Annotated in this window: 10 protein-coding genes; all 10 read left to right on the forward strand. The window is 36.1% G+C overall.

Translation table 11 applies throughout. From position 1 onward, the window contains the following. Nucleotides 1-101 precede the first annotated feature (101 nt). Nucleotides 102-1,775: a hypothetical protein gene (locus HMPREF9007_RS16585; protein WP_008760961.1), complete on the forward strand. Its 1,674-nt coding sequence runs from the start codon at nucleotides 102-104 to the stop codon at nucleotides 1,773-1,775. Between the two features lie 184 nt (nucleotides 1,776-1,959). Continuing rightward, nucleotides 1,960-3,330, forward strand: coding sequence for an IPT/TIG domain-containing protein (locus tag HMPREF9007_RS16580; protein WP_008760962.1), 1,371 nt, complete (start codon nucleotides 1,960-1,962; stop codon nucleotides 3,328-3,330). A gap of 31 nt (nucleotides 3,331-3,361) precedes the next feature. Continuing rightward, nucleotides 3,362-6,463: a TonB-dependent receptor gene (locus tag HMPREF9007_RS16575; protein WP_008760963.1), complete on the forward strand. Its 3,102-nt coding sequence runs from the start codon at nucleotides 3,362-3,364 to the stop codon at nucleotides 6,461-6,463. 31 nt (nucleotides 6,464-6,494) lie between these two features. Beyond that, nucleotides 6,495-8,546 (forward strand): RagB/SusD family nutrient uptake outer membrane protein, encoded by a 2,052-nt coding sequence (locus HMPREF9007_RS16570; protein WP_008760964.1) that lies wholly within the window; start codon nucleotides 6,495-6,497, stop codon nucleotides 8,544-8,546. A gap of 19 nt (nucleotides 8,547-8,565) precedes the next feature. Then, nucleotides 8,566-9,594: a DUF4361 domain-containing protein gene (locus HMPREF9007_RS16565; protein ID WP_008760965.1), complete on the forward strand. Its 1,029-nt coding sequence runs from the start codon at nucleotides 8,566-8,568 to the stop codon at nucleotides 9,592-9,594. A 26-nt stretch (nucleotides 9,595-9,620) separates the two neighbouring features. Beyond that, nucleotides 9,621-10,952, forward strand: a complete 1,332-nt coding sequence (locus HMPREF9007_RS16560; RefSeq protein ID WP_008760966.1) for a DUF5005 domain-containing protein — start codon at nucleotides 9,621-9,623, stop codon at nucleotides 10,950-10,952. Between the two features lie 217 nt (nucleotides 10,953-11,169). Beyond that, a complete protein-coding gene (locus HMPREF9007_RS16555) occupies nucleotides 11,170-13,026 on the forward strand; it encodes a RagB/SusD family nutrient uptake outer membrane protein (RefSeq protein WP_016269515.1) in 1,857 nt (618 codons plus the stop codon). 29 nt (nucleotides 13,027-13,055) lie between these two features. After that, nucleotides 13,056-13,508: a DUF5004 domain-containing protein gene (locus HMPREF9007_RS16550; protein ID WP_008760968.1), complete on the forward strand. Its 453-nt coding sequence runs from the start codon at nucleotides 13,056-13,058 to the stop codon at nucleotides 13,506-13,508. A gap of 17 nt (nucleotides 13,509-13,525) precedes the next feature. Continuing rightward, nucleotides 13,526-14,578, forward strand: coding sequence for a DUF4961 domain-containing protein (locus HMPREF9007_RS16545; RefSeq protein ID WP_008760969.1), 1,053 nt, complete (start codon nucleotides 13,526-13,528; stop codon nucleotides 14,576-14,578). A 78-nt stretch (nucleotides 14,579-14,656) separates the two neighbouring features. Next, complete coding sequence (locus tag HMPREF9007_RS16540; protein ID WP_277754641.1) at nucleotides 14,657-16,750, forward strand: SusC/RagA family TonB-linked outer membrane protein; 2,094 nt, start codon at nucleotides 14,657-14,659, stop codon at nucleotides 16,748-16,750. The last annotated feature ends 436 nt before the right edge of the window (nucleotides 16,751-17,186 follow it).

Consider the following 17,186-nt stretch of genomic DNA (forward strand, 5'->3'; position numbering starts at 1 on the left):
CTATAAAACGACACATGAGGCGATATATTTATTTTGTTTTTTTATTATGTTGTGCTGTTAATCTATTGTTAACTAGTTGTGTACGACAGAAATATGTTGTAATGGATATGGTACACCATAATCCGGGTGAGGCTATGACGGAATCGAAGTTTCTCGATCCTTCTTTTTTGAAAAAAAATGAATATGGAGCAAAAGTTTTTTTCTTGTTTGAGGCTGCACAGTTTGGAATTGATTGGAAGAGTTTTGATCCTTCTTTATTCCCGGATACGACTGAAGCCGGACGTTGGGTGGCAGAAAAAGCAGAAATAATACATAAAAAATATGATGCAGCAAAAAAGGAAGACCTTCAAGTATACTGTATGCTTGATATGTTAGTACTTCCTTCTTTGCTGGTAGAAAAACATAGAACAGAACTTACTAACGAACAAGGAAAACTTGATATATCGAAACCTTACACTCAGCTTTGTATTCGTGAATTGATGAAGGAAATGTTTGAAACGTTTCCACAATTGGATGGATTAGTGATTCGTACTGGAGAAACTTACCTGCACGATGCTCCTTATTATGTAGGCAATCATCCAGTACAAAATGGTATGTATGATCATATTACGTTAATTAATTTGTTACGGGAAGAGGTTTGTGAAAGACGTAATAAGAAGTTGTTTTATCGTACATGGGATATGGGGCAATTGCATTCGATCCCTAAATATTATTTGTCCGTTACAGACAGTATAGAGCCACATCCAAATCTTTATTTCTCTATCAAGCATACCATGACGGATTTTTGGAGATCAGCAATTACTGATCCTGATATGAATTATAATACAATGGATAAATATTGGTTGGAAGAATCAGGACAATATGGTGTTCCTTTTAATCCTTGTATAGGTATTGGTAAACATCAACAAGTAGTTGAAGTGCAATGTCAACGTGAGTATGAAGGAAAGGGAGCACATCCCAATTATATCGCTAAAGGAGTAATTGATGGTTTTGAAGAATTTAAGAAACCTGGTATAAAGAAGCCGTATTGTTTAAACCAAGTGAAAGATAATCCCTTATTTAAGGGTGTTTGGACTTGGTCACGTGGCGGTGGCTGGGGAGGTCCTTATATCAAGAATGAGTTTTGGATCGAATTAAATGCTTATGTCATCTCACATTGGGCTAGTAATCCTTTGAAAACAGAAAAAGAAATACTATATGATTTTGTAAAAGCAAAAGGGCTTCCCGAGTCAGAATGGGAGATGTTCCGTCGACTTTGCCTATTATCAGAAGATGGAGTGATAAAAGGGCAATATAGTACTATGGGAGATACTTATGTTAATTGGACACGTGATGACACCATAACGGGAGATGTATATCAAAAGAGTTATTTTGATCGTATGATTGAAAGAAATCAAGTAAATGCTTATCTGAAAGAAAAGGAAGAAGCTGTTCGTATTTGGAAGGAAATAGAACTGATATCTCAAAAACTACATTTTCCCTCAGAAGAATTGAATCATTTTATTCGTATTTCCTGTTCGTATGGACGCATTAAATATGAGCTTTTTGCTGTTTCGTGGCAGATTATGCTATGCGGTTATGTGGCAGATACAACAAAAAAGTCTTTTAACCGGATAGAGATGGATAAATATATTACTGCATTTGATGATTTGTGGAAAGAATGGAACGACTTATCTCTAGAAAACGATAATTGCCCTTCAATGTATAAGATTTCTTCTAACTTTTTTGGTTTTCCTGTAGGTATACAAGAGACCATTGATAAATACAGGAAATAGTTTTCGTTTTTTCTTCTTATATGTTATAGAATATAAAAAAATAAATGAATATTACTTAGTGGTTAGTATTATTTTAGTCGTCTTACTATCAATGGTAGCAAAAAGTATGAGAAAGAAACATAAAATAACGAAAGTAAAATTATGATCATTATTATTATATAAATTCTTAAAAACGGTATTTTCTATGAGAAACTTATTACAAAAATGTTTTAAATGGCAGTGGCTTGTCTGCTTGGCTGTAGGCTGCTGCTTTTCGTCTTGTAAAGATGATGAAGAGTCAACTTCGGGCTATGATCCGAATAAGCCGATTGTGTTGACTGATTTTTATCCGCCCGAAGGAAAACTTGCAACTCAAGTTATTCTTAATGGATCGAATTTTGGGGATAGTAAGGAAAATGTGAAGGTCTTTTTCAATGATAAAGAGGCTTCTGTCATTTCTGTGAAGGATGATAGAATGTTGGTATTGGCTCCTAAACGTGCATCTACAATAGAGGACCCAGAATGTGTGGTTAAAGTACAAGTACATGAACAAATAGAGGAGTACAAGCAGACATTTGATTATTATATCCAGACTACTGTGACTACGTTAGTGGGAGGAAGTACATCGGCACAGGTGAATCCAACAGGAACTATACCACTATCTGAAGCACAATTTAGAGCAAATATTGATAGGTGTATTTGTGTAGATCAGGATAAAAATGTTTTCTTTTTAGTAGATAATGATGGAAAGTTTGCTGCATTTATGTTAAATGAGGAGGCTGATAAATTAATATCTCTAAAGTCAGATATTAATGCGTTGTTTAACTCTCCTGTTTTGGGGTATAACAGTAAGGATGATATTGTCTATCAATTCTGGGCTAATAGAGATAGTCATGAAGTTTATTATTTTGACCCTAAGACGGATTATGCACCAACTACAGCTATAAGTTCTATTTCATGGGATGATCCAAATTTTCCAAATATTGAAGGATTTGGAGTATGGGCAGCCAAGTGTAATTTTACAATGGGACCAGATGGAAAAATGTATTCAAGAATGTTAGGTGGAAATCTGGTACGGATTGATGTAGAGAATGCTAGAGGAGAGAATCTAACGAATGGGGATTTGGTTGGAACCAAGGATGGTAGTGCTTATGGACTTGTTTTCGATCCTCAAGATGAGAATGTTTTTTATTTCTCAAATAATGATAAGCATTGTATTTATAAATATGATTTACGTACTAAAGAATGTGCATGTTGGGCTGGTCAAGAAGGTAAAAGTGGATATTTGGATGGACCAATAGGACAAGCTATGTTTAATAAACCTGGACAGATGTGTGTCGATTCAGAAGGTAATATAATTTTGACTGATACCGAAAATCACTGTATTCGTAAGATAACAATGAGTACAGGTTATGTATCTACATTAGCAGGAAAACCCCAAAATTCAGGTTATGTAAATGGTAGTGCAGAAGATGCTCAATTCAAAAAGCCATTGGGAATTTGTATTGATAACGACGATGTAATGTATATCGGCGACTCAGAGAATCGTGCTATTCGTCGATTAGCTGTCGAATAAATAATTAGTGAAACTTTATATTTAATATAATATGAATCGAATATTTGTAATTTTTGCTTTGCTTCTTGCGTTTGTAGCACAAGTACATGCACAGAAAGAGCAAAGCTTTATGTTGACTGGTACAGTCTTCGATGAATTTAATGAACCAGTTCCGGGAGCAAATGTATATGTTAAAGATAAACCAGGTGTGGGAATAACAACTAATATTGATGGTAAATTTCGGTTAAAGGTAAATATATATGATATAGTGGTTGTGTCTTTTTTGGGATATGAAAACTATGAGCAACGTTTGACGAATAAAATTGACAATGTTAAAGTTACCTTAAAACCGGCTACGGAGAATATTGATGAAGTAGTTGTAGTAGGTATGGGTACGCAGCGAAAGGTCAGTGTTGCTGGTGCAATTACAACGATGGATCCAGCGCAACTAGAGGTTCCTGCTACAAATATAGTTAATACACTAGCAGGTCGTGTTGCAGGTGTGATTGGAGTTCAATCTAGTGGTGAACCGGGCAAAAATATTTCCGAGTTTTGGGTGCGCGGAATTGGTACGTTTGGTGCTAATAGTGGTGCATTAGTGTTGATTGATGGTTTGGAAGGTAGTTTGAGTCAGATAGATGCTGCCGATGTTGAAAGTTTTTCTGTTTTGAAAGATGCTGCGGCTACAGCGGTGTATGGTAGTCGAGGTGCAAATGGTGTAGTATTGGTAACGACGAAGCGTGGTTTGGAGTCCAAATTGAAGATCAGTGGTCGTGCTAATATGACAATCTCACATTTAAAACGTTTACCTGAATATGTTAATGCCACTCAATATGCTGAAATGGCAAATGAAGCTTCTGTTGCAACCGGATTATCTCCTATTTATAACAAGACAGAAATGGATATTATAAAATATGGCTTAGATCCGGATCTGTACCCAAACATTGACTGGCAAGATGTTATTTTAAATCCCAATTCTTTCCAGCAAACTTATTATGTAAGTGCTCAAGGTGGTAGCAGTGTTGCCCGTTATTTTGCAAGTTTAGGAATGTCGAAAGAATCTGCGGCTTATAATCCATCCAAAGATAGTAAATACAATAAAGGTGTAGGCTATGATACTTATAATTATCGTTTGAATTTGGATATAGATTTGACTAAAACAACTAAAGTCTATATTGGAACAACTGGCTATATGTCGGTGAATACTCGCCCGAGCATGGGGGAATATTCTAGAGGAGTCAGTTTGACAGATTGGCTATGGAGTTCACAGGCAAAGACTACTCCAATAAGCTATCCATTACGCTATTCAAACGGATATTATCCTGCTGCAGGAACTAAGGATGAAATATCTCCGTATGTTCTATTGAATTATACAGGTAATGCTAGAGAACAGAATACCAGGAATTTAGTTACTTTAGGTATTACACAGGATTTGTCGATGATTACTAAAGGGCTATCAGCTAAAGTACAGGGATCATGGGATACACAAAGTTTATTTGGAGAAGCACGCTATAAAATGCCAGAACTAAATGAAGCTTTGAAGGAGCGTAACCCTAATGGAACCTTGAGTTTTGAGAAAATAGCTGATGAGAAAACCGTTACATATAGCAGTGCTGCTTGGGTTTGGAGGAAGCTATATTTAGAGGCAAATGTTAATTATGACCGTACCTTTGGCGATCATCGTTTAGGTGGTTTACTGTTTTATTATATAGAAGATACATCTGAAACTGGTGCAGATAAAAGTATGAATGCTATACCAAAGCGTTATCAAAGTCTTTCGGGCCGTTTTACATATGGTTTTAAAGATACATATTTTTGGGATTTGAACTTTGGTTTGAATGGATCTGAAAACTTTGAACCAGGTAAACAATATGGATTCTTTCCGGCAGGAGCTTTCGCATGGGTACCATCTTCATATGAATTTATACGTGAAAATGTAAGTTGGTTGAATTTTCTCAAGCTTCGCGTTTCTTATGGTGTTGTTGGTAATGACCGCATCAGTTCTAGACGTTTTCCTTATCTGACCCTAATAAAAGAAGAAAATGCTTCAAATCCTTGGGGAGGGACTGGTAGCTTAACAGAAGAACAAGTTGGTGCCAATAATTTGATGTGGGAAAAAGCAAAGAAATTTGATGTTGGTATGGATCTGCATTTGTTTAAAGATAAATTTACTTTGACTTTAGATTATTTTAAGGATACACGAGATGGTATTTTTCAGGAACGTAAACAAATTCCTGATTATGTAGGTTTGATTCAAATGCCTTATGGTAATATAGGTCGTATGAAAAGCTGGGGTGCTGATGGAAATATGGAATTCTATCAACAGATAGGAAAGGATGCACATGTGATATTACGTAGTAATTTTACTTTGAGTAAGAATAAGATATTAAATTGGGAAGATACAAAGAAGCCTTATACATATTTGGAAAATAATGGTTATGCCAATAATGTACAACGTGGATTTGTTGCTATGGGATTGTTTAAAGATCAACAAGATGTAGAAATGAGTCCTACACAATTTGGTACGGTACGTCCTGGTGATATTAAATATCGAGATATAAATGGTGATGGTAAAATTACTGATGATGATAAAGTTCCTTTATTTGCTTATTCAGGGGTACCACAGTTGATGTATGGTATTGGTGCTGAGTTTCGTTATAAAAGTTGGACACTAAATGTCTTGTTCAAAGGGACAGGACGTAATAAGTTCTTATATGGCGGTTCGGATGGTAGAAACTTCGATGGATACATGCCATTTAATCAGAAGGATAAAGGAAATATAATGACAATTGCTTATAATCCGGAGAATCGTTGGATTTCTGCTGAATATTCAGGAAATCAGGCTACAGAGAATCCAAATGCTCGTTTTCCACGTTTGTATTATGGAAAAAATGAGAATAATACGAAACCTTCTACATTTTGGATGGGTGATGCCCGTTACTTGCGTTTACAGGAATTGAGCTTGGCATATAATCTAAAAGTTCCTGCATTACAACGTATTTTGGGCATTAATTCCATGAATATTCAGTTGATGTGTGAAAATTTGGCAGTATGGGATTCTGTAAATATATTCGATCCAGAACAAGCGACATCTTGTGGACAGGCTTATCCTTTACCTGCACGTTATTCATTGCAGCTATATTTGAATTTCTAATACGATGTATAAACTTAATAGAAATTAGTTCATGAAAAAATATTTTATATTATCGGTTCTGTTATTGGTATCCGGCTTTTTTGCTTCTTGTAATTATTTGAATATAGATGATTATTTTGAGGATACCTTTCAAGAAGATTCTATTTATGCAAATAAGCGTAATATTGAACGTTATTTTAATGGGGCTGCCGCTCTGCTTCCTGTTGTCGATAAAATTTGGGAATATGGGAACACTCCTGGAGTTACAGGTTCAGACGAGGCTGTGAGCTGTGGTGATTGGAATGGTATGGTTGTTATACAATTCTCTGGAACGAAGTTAATGAATAATGAGATTACTTCTAGTTCAATGGGCGGTTGGACATGGGATTTCAATATTTGGCCTAAATGTTATAAGGTGATTCGTAAGGTGAATACTATATTGCCACATATTGATGGTGTTCGTGATATGAATAGTTTTGAAAGAATGGAATTTCGTGCAAAATGCCGTTTCTTAAGAGCTTATGCATATTATTTAATTTTGCAACAGAATGGTCCAATGATTTTGTTAGGTGATGAAATTGTTAGTAATAATGAGGAAGCGGAGTATTATGCAAGAACACGTAATACGTATGACGAATGTGTGGATTATATTTGTTCAGAATTTGATGAAGCTGCTAAAAACTTACCTGATGCTACCACTTCGATGGATCAATATATTCCTACAGAAGGAGCTGCCTTAGCTTTAGCTGCTCGTGTGAGATTACAAGCTGCTAGCCCATTATATAACGGTGGAGAGGCAGCCCGTAGATTTTTTGGTGATTTTACCCGTTGTACAGATGGAGATCATTATGTTTCTCAATCATATGATGAACGTAAGTGGGCACTTGCTGCTGCGGCTGCGAAGAAGGTTATTGATTTAGGACGATATCAATTATATACTGTTGCTGCTTCTACTGATGCTGAACATCCTGAATCAGGGAATTATGGTACATATGTAGTCACTCTACCGCAAGAGGTTCCTACTGCAGAATTTCCAAATGGTGTAGGGATGGGAGATAAAAAAGTCGTAGATCCGTATCGCTCTTATGCCGAAATGTTTAATGGAGAGCTTGCTATTAATCAAAATCCGGAGTTCATATGGTGTAGTTCTACAGCGCAGGTTGGTAGCCATATGGGTTACGTATTCCCATTGAATTTTGGAGGATCTTCTTGTTTATGTGTACCTCAGCATATAGTAGACCAATTTTATATGGCAGATGGGCGTGATATTAAAAATTCTAGTAGTGCATATCCGTATATATCCCGTCCTTATGATAAGACTTGTGTGACGACAGAAGACAAAGTTTTATCTGAAGGTTATAAAATCAGCCAAGGAACATATTTGGCATATACTAATCGTGAACCACGTTTCTATGTGAATATTGGTTACTCACATGCTTGGTGGGCGATGGGATCTACTACTGAAAGTGCTAAGAAAAATGTTAATATTGATTATTGGAATGGAGCTAATTCTGGTAAAAATCATTCTAATAATAATGTTTATAATATAACTGGATATACTTCTCGAAAATATATCAATCCACAAGATGCTATGAGTGGTAGTGGGGCGCGTCAAAAAGATAAGTCATTTCCGATTATTCGATATGCAGAAATATTGCTTGCTTATGCAGAAGCCTTGAATAATTTAACTCAAGCATATGAAATTGATGGTCAGACTTATACTCGTGATACAGAAGCTATCAAATATTATTTTAATCAGATACGTTATCGTGCTGGTATTCCGGGATTAACAGCGGATGATTTGATTACAGTGGAAGCTTTTAATAAAGTTGTTCAACGTGAACGTTTGATTGAGTTATTTTGGGAAGGACAACGTTATTATGATATTAGACGCTGGGGAATTGTTGAAGATTTAGAAAGGGAACCTTTAATGGGGTTAAATGTAGAACAGGCTGAATGGGAAGGATTCTATCAGCCCACTGTCATTCAGTATAAATCAATAATTGAACGTGATTTCAAACCTAAGATGGTATGGTTACCTTTACATTTGGATGAGATTAGAAAGGTTTCTGTTCTTGATCAGAATCCTGGTTGGGATAAATAAAATTTTAAATGTATAAACTATGAAATATAGAAATTTTACAAATAAATTGATGCTTATGGTAGGTGTGACAGCTACTGCTGTTCTCACATCCTGCGAGCAAGAGTTTTATCAGGATGAACAGTATCGTAAGGAAATTTATATTGTTAGTGGAGAAGATAATATTTTCCAACGAGAATTTTCTTTCGGCGGGGAGGAAATAGGATACCTTTCTGTTTATGCAAGTGGTACAACTCCAATTGAAAAAGAAGTGATGGTAGAACTGGAAAGGAATGAAACTGTATTATCGGACTATAATCAAAAGAGATATGGGGATAATTACAAAAACTATGTCCTGGAGTTACCAGATACTCATTATAAAGTAGATGATTGGAGTATAAAATTATATCCAAATGCAAATTCATCTTATTCTTTATTTCCAATTAAAGTAAATATTGATGGGTTGGAACCTGAAGATAATTACTTTCTTCCTTTAAGAATAGCTTCTGTTTCTGACTATATGATTTCTTCTGCAAGGAGGAATGTATTGATGCAGATACTTATGAAAAATGATTATGCAACGACTAAGGAGAAGAGCTACTATACTATGAATGGAACAAGATTGAGAGTAGCTAAAGATACTTGGGAACCTTTGGACAAAAAGAATAATGCTCCAGATTATAAACCAATAAATGCCACAAAGTTAGTTGCTCCAGTTACGGAATATGGTATTCGTATTTTAACGGGATCTACACTTACATCGGATAGAAAAGAACTCCGTAAACAAGGGATTGTTGTTACGGTCCATCCTGAGGAGATGATTGATGTTCCTGTTATCGGGAGTAATGGATTGCCAACTGGAGAATATATCCAATGTCAAAAAGTGACATTAGATAAATGGTATAATGTAAATGGTGGAATTACAGTGTTAAATATTGAGGATACCCCATCATATTATAATCCAGAGAAGAAAGAGTTTACGTTGAATTATCGTTATAATTATAACTCAAATGATTGGTATGAAATGAAAGAGGTGATGTCTCCAGTGGCTATTGCTAACGAAAATAATTGAGTGGCTGATAATAAATGATAAATCTTATGAAAACAAGAAATATATATAGTCTTCTATATGTAACTTTCGTTGCAGTGGTGTTAGTTGCATGCAACGATTATGACGCAGCGCAAACTGCATATGAAGAAATAGTGGATAGTGATGTAACGACTACTCCTCCAAATATAGATTCGGCATGGGAATTACAGCTAATTCCTAATGTAGGTCAGCATAGTGGTGAGGTTTTTGTTTATAAAGACAAAAAGTATGATAAGCTATTTACTCGCACATTGGGATGGAATGGTGGAATTGGTGTGCAATCTACATCATTGTCTGATGGAAATGTTCTATGGGCTTTTAATGATAGCTATTTTGGAGTTGTAGATGCTGAAACAAGAGCAAGAGGTAATTGTAATTTCCCACATAATAGTATTATGGTCCAAACGACTGTTGGTGGTAGTCTTGGAGAAACGGATGATGATCTAAGATGGTTAGTTGATTATATACAAACTAATGATCCTGATGGAGAAGGTTATTATCAGGCGTATACACACATAGCTCCAGATGAGACTATTATGGAAGAAACAGATGAAGAGCATTTCTATCAGATAGGTGGTGCTACGATATTTGATAATAATGGAGTTAAAGAACTTCAAATGTTGTGGGGGGAAATGGATAATCATGAAGGTAAAATGACTCGAACTGGTACCTGTTTAGCTGTTTACAGTTTGGAAGGACAGCCGGGTAATAGTACTTATCTTAAAAGAATTAGTAAAAACGAAGAATTCAATACAGATGATGTTGGCTATGGTTCTACTATATGGAAAGATGAAGATGGACATATTTATCTTTATGTAACAGAGAATAACAGACCATTAGTTGCTCGCACCACTACTCATGATTTAACTTCTGAGTGGGAGTATTACATACGTGATTTAAGTGGTAACTTTATGTGGCAAAAGATGTATCCGACGAAAGAGGAGAGAACTCGCTCTACTATAATGGAAAATAATTATGTATGTAGTATGCCACAGATCTTTAAAAAAGGAGATTACTACTATATGATAGGACAAGCCGTATCTTATGGTCATTCTGTTTATTTATATCGTGGTGAGACGCCTTATGGACCTTTTACAGATCAAAAAATTTTGTTTAATGTCCCTTATGCTGTGGATAAGATAGGTAATCAGTATTATAAAAATTTGCTTAGAGTAAATTTGCATCTAGAACTTGCACGAGAAGGTGAATTAGTATTTTCTACTAATACTGATGCTGATACTGCTGGAGATAATTTTGATTTTCCGGGTAGTGCTGACTTTTGCCGTCCTTATTTTTATCGTGTTTTCAATTGGGAAAGTATATATGATGAAGATGAGTGATAGCTACTGACGAATTCATCTTGGTAAATTGATTTAGAAAGTCATTTCTTCATAAAAGGGAGAAATGACTTTCTTTTTTAATATGTTCTGAGCTTTCCTGCATACAAGTAAATTTATTAATAAAAAACATGTAATTGTTTTAGTGGTATATCATTTTTAAATCGTCATTAGATAAATAACAATAAAGTAGTACACATATTAAAAAGAACTAATAATAATGAATATTACCGTTTTTAGAGTTTATCAACTAAATTTATTAACCGCTATTTCTATGTATATGAAAAGCTTATTTTATTTATTCCTATCTATTGTAGGTGCGTGGCTTTTTTCGTCTTGCTCAGATGATTTTCTGGGTGAGACAGAAACCACGGACTTAGATCAGGCAACCGTATTCGCTGATAGTACTTATACGGCAGATTTCTTAAACCAGATTTATGTGGATATTGGTTTTGATATCCAACATAATCGGTATAAAGATCAGTATAATGATCATGGAGGATTGCAGACTAGTTGTGATGAAGCTGCGTATAAAGCTAGTACCGGGCTTACGACAGATGTAATGTTCGCTACTGGAACAGTCAATCCTGTTACTATTTCTGAAGACGATGTTTGGAGAATTGCATATCGAAATATTCGTCGAGTAAATGTGTTCTTTAAATATGCAGATGGATCCCGAATGGCTGAAGCGGCAAAGGAAGAGTATAAAGCAGAAGCACGCTTTTTGCGTGCTTGGTATTATGCAATGCTATTAAGACATTATGGTGGTGTGGCTTTAATTGGTGATGATGTTTATGAAACTGTAGAAGAAGCAATCAAGGAGCGTAACTCTTATGCGGATTGCGTTGAGTATATCGTGGATGAAGCTAATAAAGCTGCAGAAACATTGCCAGTTGAAAGAAGTGGAAACAAATTTGGACGTGTAACCCGAGGAGCTTGTAAAGCCTTAATTTCACGTGTACGTTTGTATGCTGCTAGCAAATTATTCAACGGTAGTGATTTTGCGCCTGCTGATTTTCCAAAAGAATTGTTAGGGTATCCTACTTATGATAAGGAGCGTTGGAAAATTGCTGTAGATGCTGCCCTTGATGTGATAAAGATGAAACAGTATGATTTGTACATTCGTAATGAAGATGAGAATAATGAGGCTTATCCGGGATGGGGATATTATGCACAGTTGTTACCTGCTGATTATTATGGAAAAGTGGGAACGGAGGTTTATTGCGGTACAATCTTTGAAAAGAAAGCAGGAGCTAGTATAGATACAAACCGATGGTTTGCTCCTCCTAGTACAGGAGGAAATGGTATTGGAGGGTATGTTTATCATGATTTGGCTGAACTTTTCCCAATGGCAGATGGCACACCGACTAAGGATAGTCCAGATTATGACCCTACGAATCCTGCTAACAAACGTGACCCTCGTTTCATGTTCACTGTTACTTATGATGGATGCATAATGAAGAGTAATATGCAGGATACTGAAATTAATATATCTGTGGGAACACAACAGGACGCTATCTATCGAGGGACTCCGACAGGGTATTATACACATAAATTCTTGAAATTCGGTTCAATGGCAAATCAAATGCTTTATGGAGGTTCGCAAGCACGACCATTGATGCGTTATACTGAAATTTTGCTGAATTATGCAGAAGCTGCTAATGAATATTATGGACCTGATCATAAAGATGTACTAGGAGATCAAGAAATTAGCCCATATATTGTATTGAGAAAGATACGTGAGTGTGCTGGCATAGAGCCTGGCGAGGATGGAACATATGGAATTAAAAATAATATGAGCCAGGCTGATATGACAGAAGCTATTCGGTTGGAACGTCGGTTGGATTTAGCGTTTGAAGGACATCGTTTCTTTGATGTACGTCGTTGGATGATTGCTGAAGATACAGATAATAGGATGATGCATGGTTTTGAAATCACAAGAAATGGTGAGCGGAAGACAGGAAGAATCATTGATACTCGTCAGCATACCTTCCGTAAAGCGATGTATTTTTATCCAATACCTTATAAAGAGACTGTGAAATCACCGGATTTGTTGCAGAATCCTTATTATGAATAGGAATGATTGTTATATTAAAAATAAGAAATATGAGATTTAAAATACAAACTACGGTTTTACTTTTCGTCTTATTAGGTACTGTGAGTGCTTGCAATACATTTAAAGATGAAATAGCTCCTGATTCTTATATGGAAGTACCAAAGCAGTTAGATGGGAAGTGGCAATTAAAAACTGTTGTACGCAATGGAACGGATATATCTGAAGTGATGGACTTTAGTCAGTTTCGTCTGATTATGAATAAAGATAATACATATAATATTGAAAACTATCTCCCTTTTTTAGTAAAGAAAAATGGTACATGGAGAATTGATAATTTGACATATCCTTTTTTCTTAACTTTTCAGGAGGAAGGTGCTGAAAGAGAAGCTATAACTGAAATCACTTACCCGATTGTACAAGGGAAACGCCATATAACCCTTACAATTAGTCCGGGATGCTCGAGCAACTCTTATGTTTATTCTTTTGAAAAAATAGAAGAATGATTTAAAAAGAAAAGCTTATGAAATATTATTTTAAAAAACATAGAATAAAAATCTTTTTTTTGTTGGTACTTTCCTTAATAGTCTTTGGATGTTCCTTTTTGATTAAGGAGGTAAATGTTAAACAAGAGAACGAGGCCGGAGAGATGGTTGCCTATATTAAGGCTGGTGAAATTGCAACTTTTACGTTTAGTGGAGAAATAAACATCGATGGTGATGCAAGCAATGAAACGTTTATTGTTGGATTCTTGGCTCCAAGAAGTTGGAATGTACGTCAGAATGCAACTGTGACATACAGAGAAGATAGGTATGAAACGGAAGTGGATCACAAAATGACAGTAATTCCAGATACTGAACAGCCTGCAAATTATAAAGGTATGAGTTGGTCAGCGGCATTGAAAAAAAAATATGGTGTACGAGGCAATGTCTTGAACGATATGGAATGGATTGCATTTAAATCGGATAACTATCCTAGTGTAAATGGAACAATACATTATACAGTAACAATTAAGTGTAATTCAGGAAAAAGCAACTTAAAATTCCGACCAAGTTTTTTTATCAATCACTCTAGTGATGGGATTGGAGGAGACGAGGCTCATTATTCTGTTAAGGATGCTGATGATTGCTTTGAAGTGGTAGAAGGATCAGGTACTGTGATTGATTTTTGTTCTACGCACTATTATCAAATTGAACCTTTGTCTGCTTTACAAGATGATTATGTAACATTCACTTTTCAAGGGGATATTAATACCAATGAATTGATAAAAGCTGAGAATGTGTATATAGAAGCTACTGCTTATACGATAGAAGGAAAGATATATACAGTCAATGAAAAGAGTGCGAAAACACTAATGAAAAGAGAAACGAAATTGCCAAGATATAATGTAACTCTTTGGCCTGGTGGATTTTTTAACATTCCGGACGGTGAAACAATTTCTCGTATAGAGTATATTTTCACAAATGAAGATGGAACAGTATCTATTTCCCAGTCAGATGACAGTAGAGATAATGAAGGAGAAGAGGTAGAAGAAGGAATAAAAGAGCCTTTCGTATTCGAATTTCAATGTGAATAGAGTTTAACCTTAAAAAAAGATTATATGCGTAATATTTTGAATAAAAGAAATAGTCGGTACTGTTTCACATGTTTTGTAATGTGGCTACTACTTGGCTTGGGACATTTGAATGCGGTGGCTCAAGAAGCAGGAGGAACGGCTAATATTACAGGTAAGGTAATCGATCAATATGGCAATCCTGTCTCGGGTGTTGTAATCACGATGAAGAATACTGATTTTAAGACTGTGACAGGTGATGATGGTACTTTTGAATTTCAGTATAAGAAGGGCGATATGCTTCGTTTTTCTCATCCAGGTTTTTTACATAAGGAAATTAAGGTGAACAAGCTAAGAAATCAGGAACGTATTTTTAAAGTAACGTTGACAGAAGAGTTCGTGAAATTTCCAGATGTAATAAATGGACCTTATGATACGAAAGATAAAGCAAGCTATTTAGGTTCAGCTGCTACGGTTTATACAGATCAGGTTAGTTCATTGATGGGAACTACTATTCTTCCTTCATTACAAGGGCGTTTACCAGGACTAGATATTGTACGTACTCGTGGTGCACGTAAGAGTCAAATTGAATCCAGTTCTTCTGGAACCATCTTTAACTTTAATAGCCCTACATTGGGTAAAGAGGCATATAGTGATAATACGGAATTTAATGTTCTATCACGCCACAATGCACCGGTGGTGGTAGTGGATGGTGTGCAAAGAGAATTATATTCTATCGATCCTGATGCTATTGAATCGGTATCAATTCAGAAGGATGCTTTGTCATCTATGTTTTTGGGGATGCGCAGTTCCCGTGGTGCATTAGTAATTACTACTAAAGATCCTATCAAACAGGGATTTCAGTTATCATTTACTGGACGGTTTGGTGTGCAGAGTTCAGTGAAAAAACTAAATCCGCTGTCTACTTCTCAATATGCTTATTTATTGAATGAGGCGTTGCTGAATGATGGTAAAAATCCCTTTTATTCTTATGATGACTTTATTAAGTTTCGTGATCATTCCAGTCCGTATACACATCCAAGTGTGAACTGGTGTGATGAACTGATGAACAAAAATTCGACTACTCAGTCTTATAATTTGAATGCTACAGGCGGTAACAAGTACGCACAATATTTTATTAGTGTAGGCTATGTAGGTGAAAATGGATTATTTAAAAATCCAGGTGGAGATGCTCACGATACAAATATGACATTTGATCGTTATATGATTTCTTCTAAAGTGAACATCAATATTACTGATGATTTGACAGCAAAAGTTACTTTGATGGGACGTATAGAAGAAGGTACCCAACCAGGAGGGACTGGAAATGGGTATGATGATATTCTCAGTTCAATTTATTCTACTCCAAGTAATGCATATCCTGTGACAAATCCAGATGGATCATGGGGAGGTAGTCAGTCGTTCAATAATAATTTGTTATCGCAGACTATTAACTCTGGTTATATAACAGATGGGGCTCGGGATGTATTGGGAGCTATTAATTTGCGCTATGATTTTGGAAAGTTAGTTAAAGGCTTGTCTGTTCGTATGGTAGGTAGTGTAACTTCTCAGAATCGTTCGACTACGAAACGAACAAAAACTTCCGAAGTTTTTGATTATACTATTGATAAGGATGGCAATGACGTTTATACTCGGTATGGAGAAAAGAAAACGCAATCAAATTCATTTAGTTCTGTGTCTACCTATCGGCAGATGTATGGTCAGCTTGCTGTTGATTATGAACGTCAATTTGGTAAGCACAAATTTAAGGCCAGTGTTCTAGGAGATACGCGAAATACTCTTACTAACTGGGATCTTCCTGAATATCCATCAAATATTATAGGTGATGTCTCTTATGATTATGCGGAGCGATATTTTGCACAGGTAGCATTAAGTGAAAGTTATTACAATCGTTATGCTCCAGGCAGAAGGTGGGGAACCTTTTACGCTTTCGGTTTAGGATGGGATATCAGCAAAGAGAATTTTATGGAAAACTGTGAGTGGCTGAATCAACTAAAGATACGCGGTGTGTATGGTAAGACAGGTAATGGTATGAATAATGCTGGGTATTATACGTATTATCAGACTTATTCCTCAGGAGGTGATGATTATCGGTTGGGGACTAATTTAGGACAAAGTTCAGGAAGTTTTACAGAAAAAGATAAACTGGCAAATTTATATCAAACGTGGGTGTGACCTGTAAAGTCACGTAATTGATTGTTAGACAGTGATATTAATTGCATGATTTAACCCGCTGTTCCGTCAGCGGTAGCCTACTATAAGGTGCATCTCCAGTGATGGGTTGTGCCAAGCTTATAGGACAAAGTACACTTTCCGAAAGGACAAGACTGAACCGTGAGGGAATGTCAAGGACGGTTAGTATCATACCGTTGAGTGGCGAGGCTGGATAGCATGGTTAACGTAAGTGAACTGACTTTAGCCGTCGTAAGGTTTGAAGGAGCGCAAGATACTTTAGCTCTCACCAAAAGGTAAGCAGTCGGATAACCCTTGCCCATGTTGGGGTTACACGGACACAGCACTGCCGGCGGACTTGGCAGAACCTAAACTATCCGTTTGTCAATTACGTGGAACAGGGCAAGCCTGTATCTCTCTCGTAAGAATGCGAGTAAGC

It is taken from the genome of Bacteroides sp. 1_1_14, from assembly GCF_000162515.1.
Lineage (GTDB): Bacteria > Bacteroidota > Bacteroidia > Bacteroidales > Bacteroidaceae > Bacteroides > Bacteroides thetaiotaomicron.

What these genes read in the sequence shown, in the direction of transcription:
- HMPREF9007_RS16585 (WP_008760961.1), top strand. Translation starts at nt 102, where the DNA reads ATGGATATGGTACACCATAATCCGGGTGAGGCTATGACGGAATCGAAG.
- HMPREF9007_RS16580 (WP_008760962.1), top strand. Translation starts at nt 1,960, where the DNA reads ATGAGAAACTTATTACAAAAATGTTTTAAATGGCAGTGGCTTGTCTGC.
- HMPREF9007_RS16575 (WP_008760963.1), top strand. Translation starts at nt 3,362, where the DNA reads ATGAATCGAATATTTGTAATTTTTGCTTTGCTTCTTGCGTTTGTAGCA.
- HMPREF9007_RS16570 (WP_008760964.1), top strand. Translation starts at nt 6,495, where the DNA reads ATGAAAAAATATTTTATATTATCGGTTCTGTTATTGGTATCCGGCTTT.
- HMPREF9007_RS16565 (WP_008760965.1), top strand. Translation starts at nt 8,566, where the DNA reads ATGAAATATAGAAATTTTACAAATAAATTGATGCTTATGGTAGGTGTG.
- HMPREF9007_RS16560 (WP_008760966.1), top strand. Translation starts at nt 9,621, where the DNA reads ATGAAAACAAGAAATATATATAGTCTTCTATATGTAACTTTCGTTGCA.
- HMPREF9007_RS16555 (WP_016269515.1), top strand. Translation starts at nt 11,170, where the DNA reads ATGAATATTACCGTTTTTAGAGTTTATCAACTAAATTTATTAACCGCT.
- HMPREF9007_RS16550 (WP_008760968.1), top strand. Translation starts at nt 13,056, where the DNA reads ATGAGATTTAAAATACAAACTACGGTTTTACTTTTCGTCTTATTAGGT.
- HMPREF9007_RS16545 (WP_008760969.1), top strand. Translation starts at nt 13,526, where the DNA reads ATGAAATATTATTTTAAAAAACATAGAATAAAAATCTTTTTTTTGTTG.
- HMPREF9007_RS16540 (WP_277754641.1), top strand. Translation starts at nt 14,657, where the DNA reads ATGTGGCTACTACTTGGCTTGGGACATTTGAATGCGGTGGCTCAAGAA.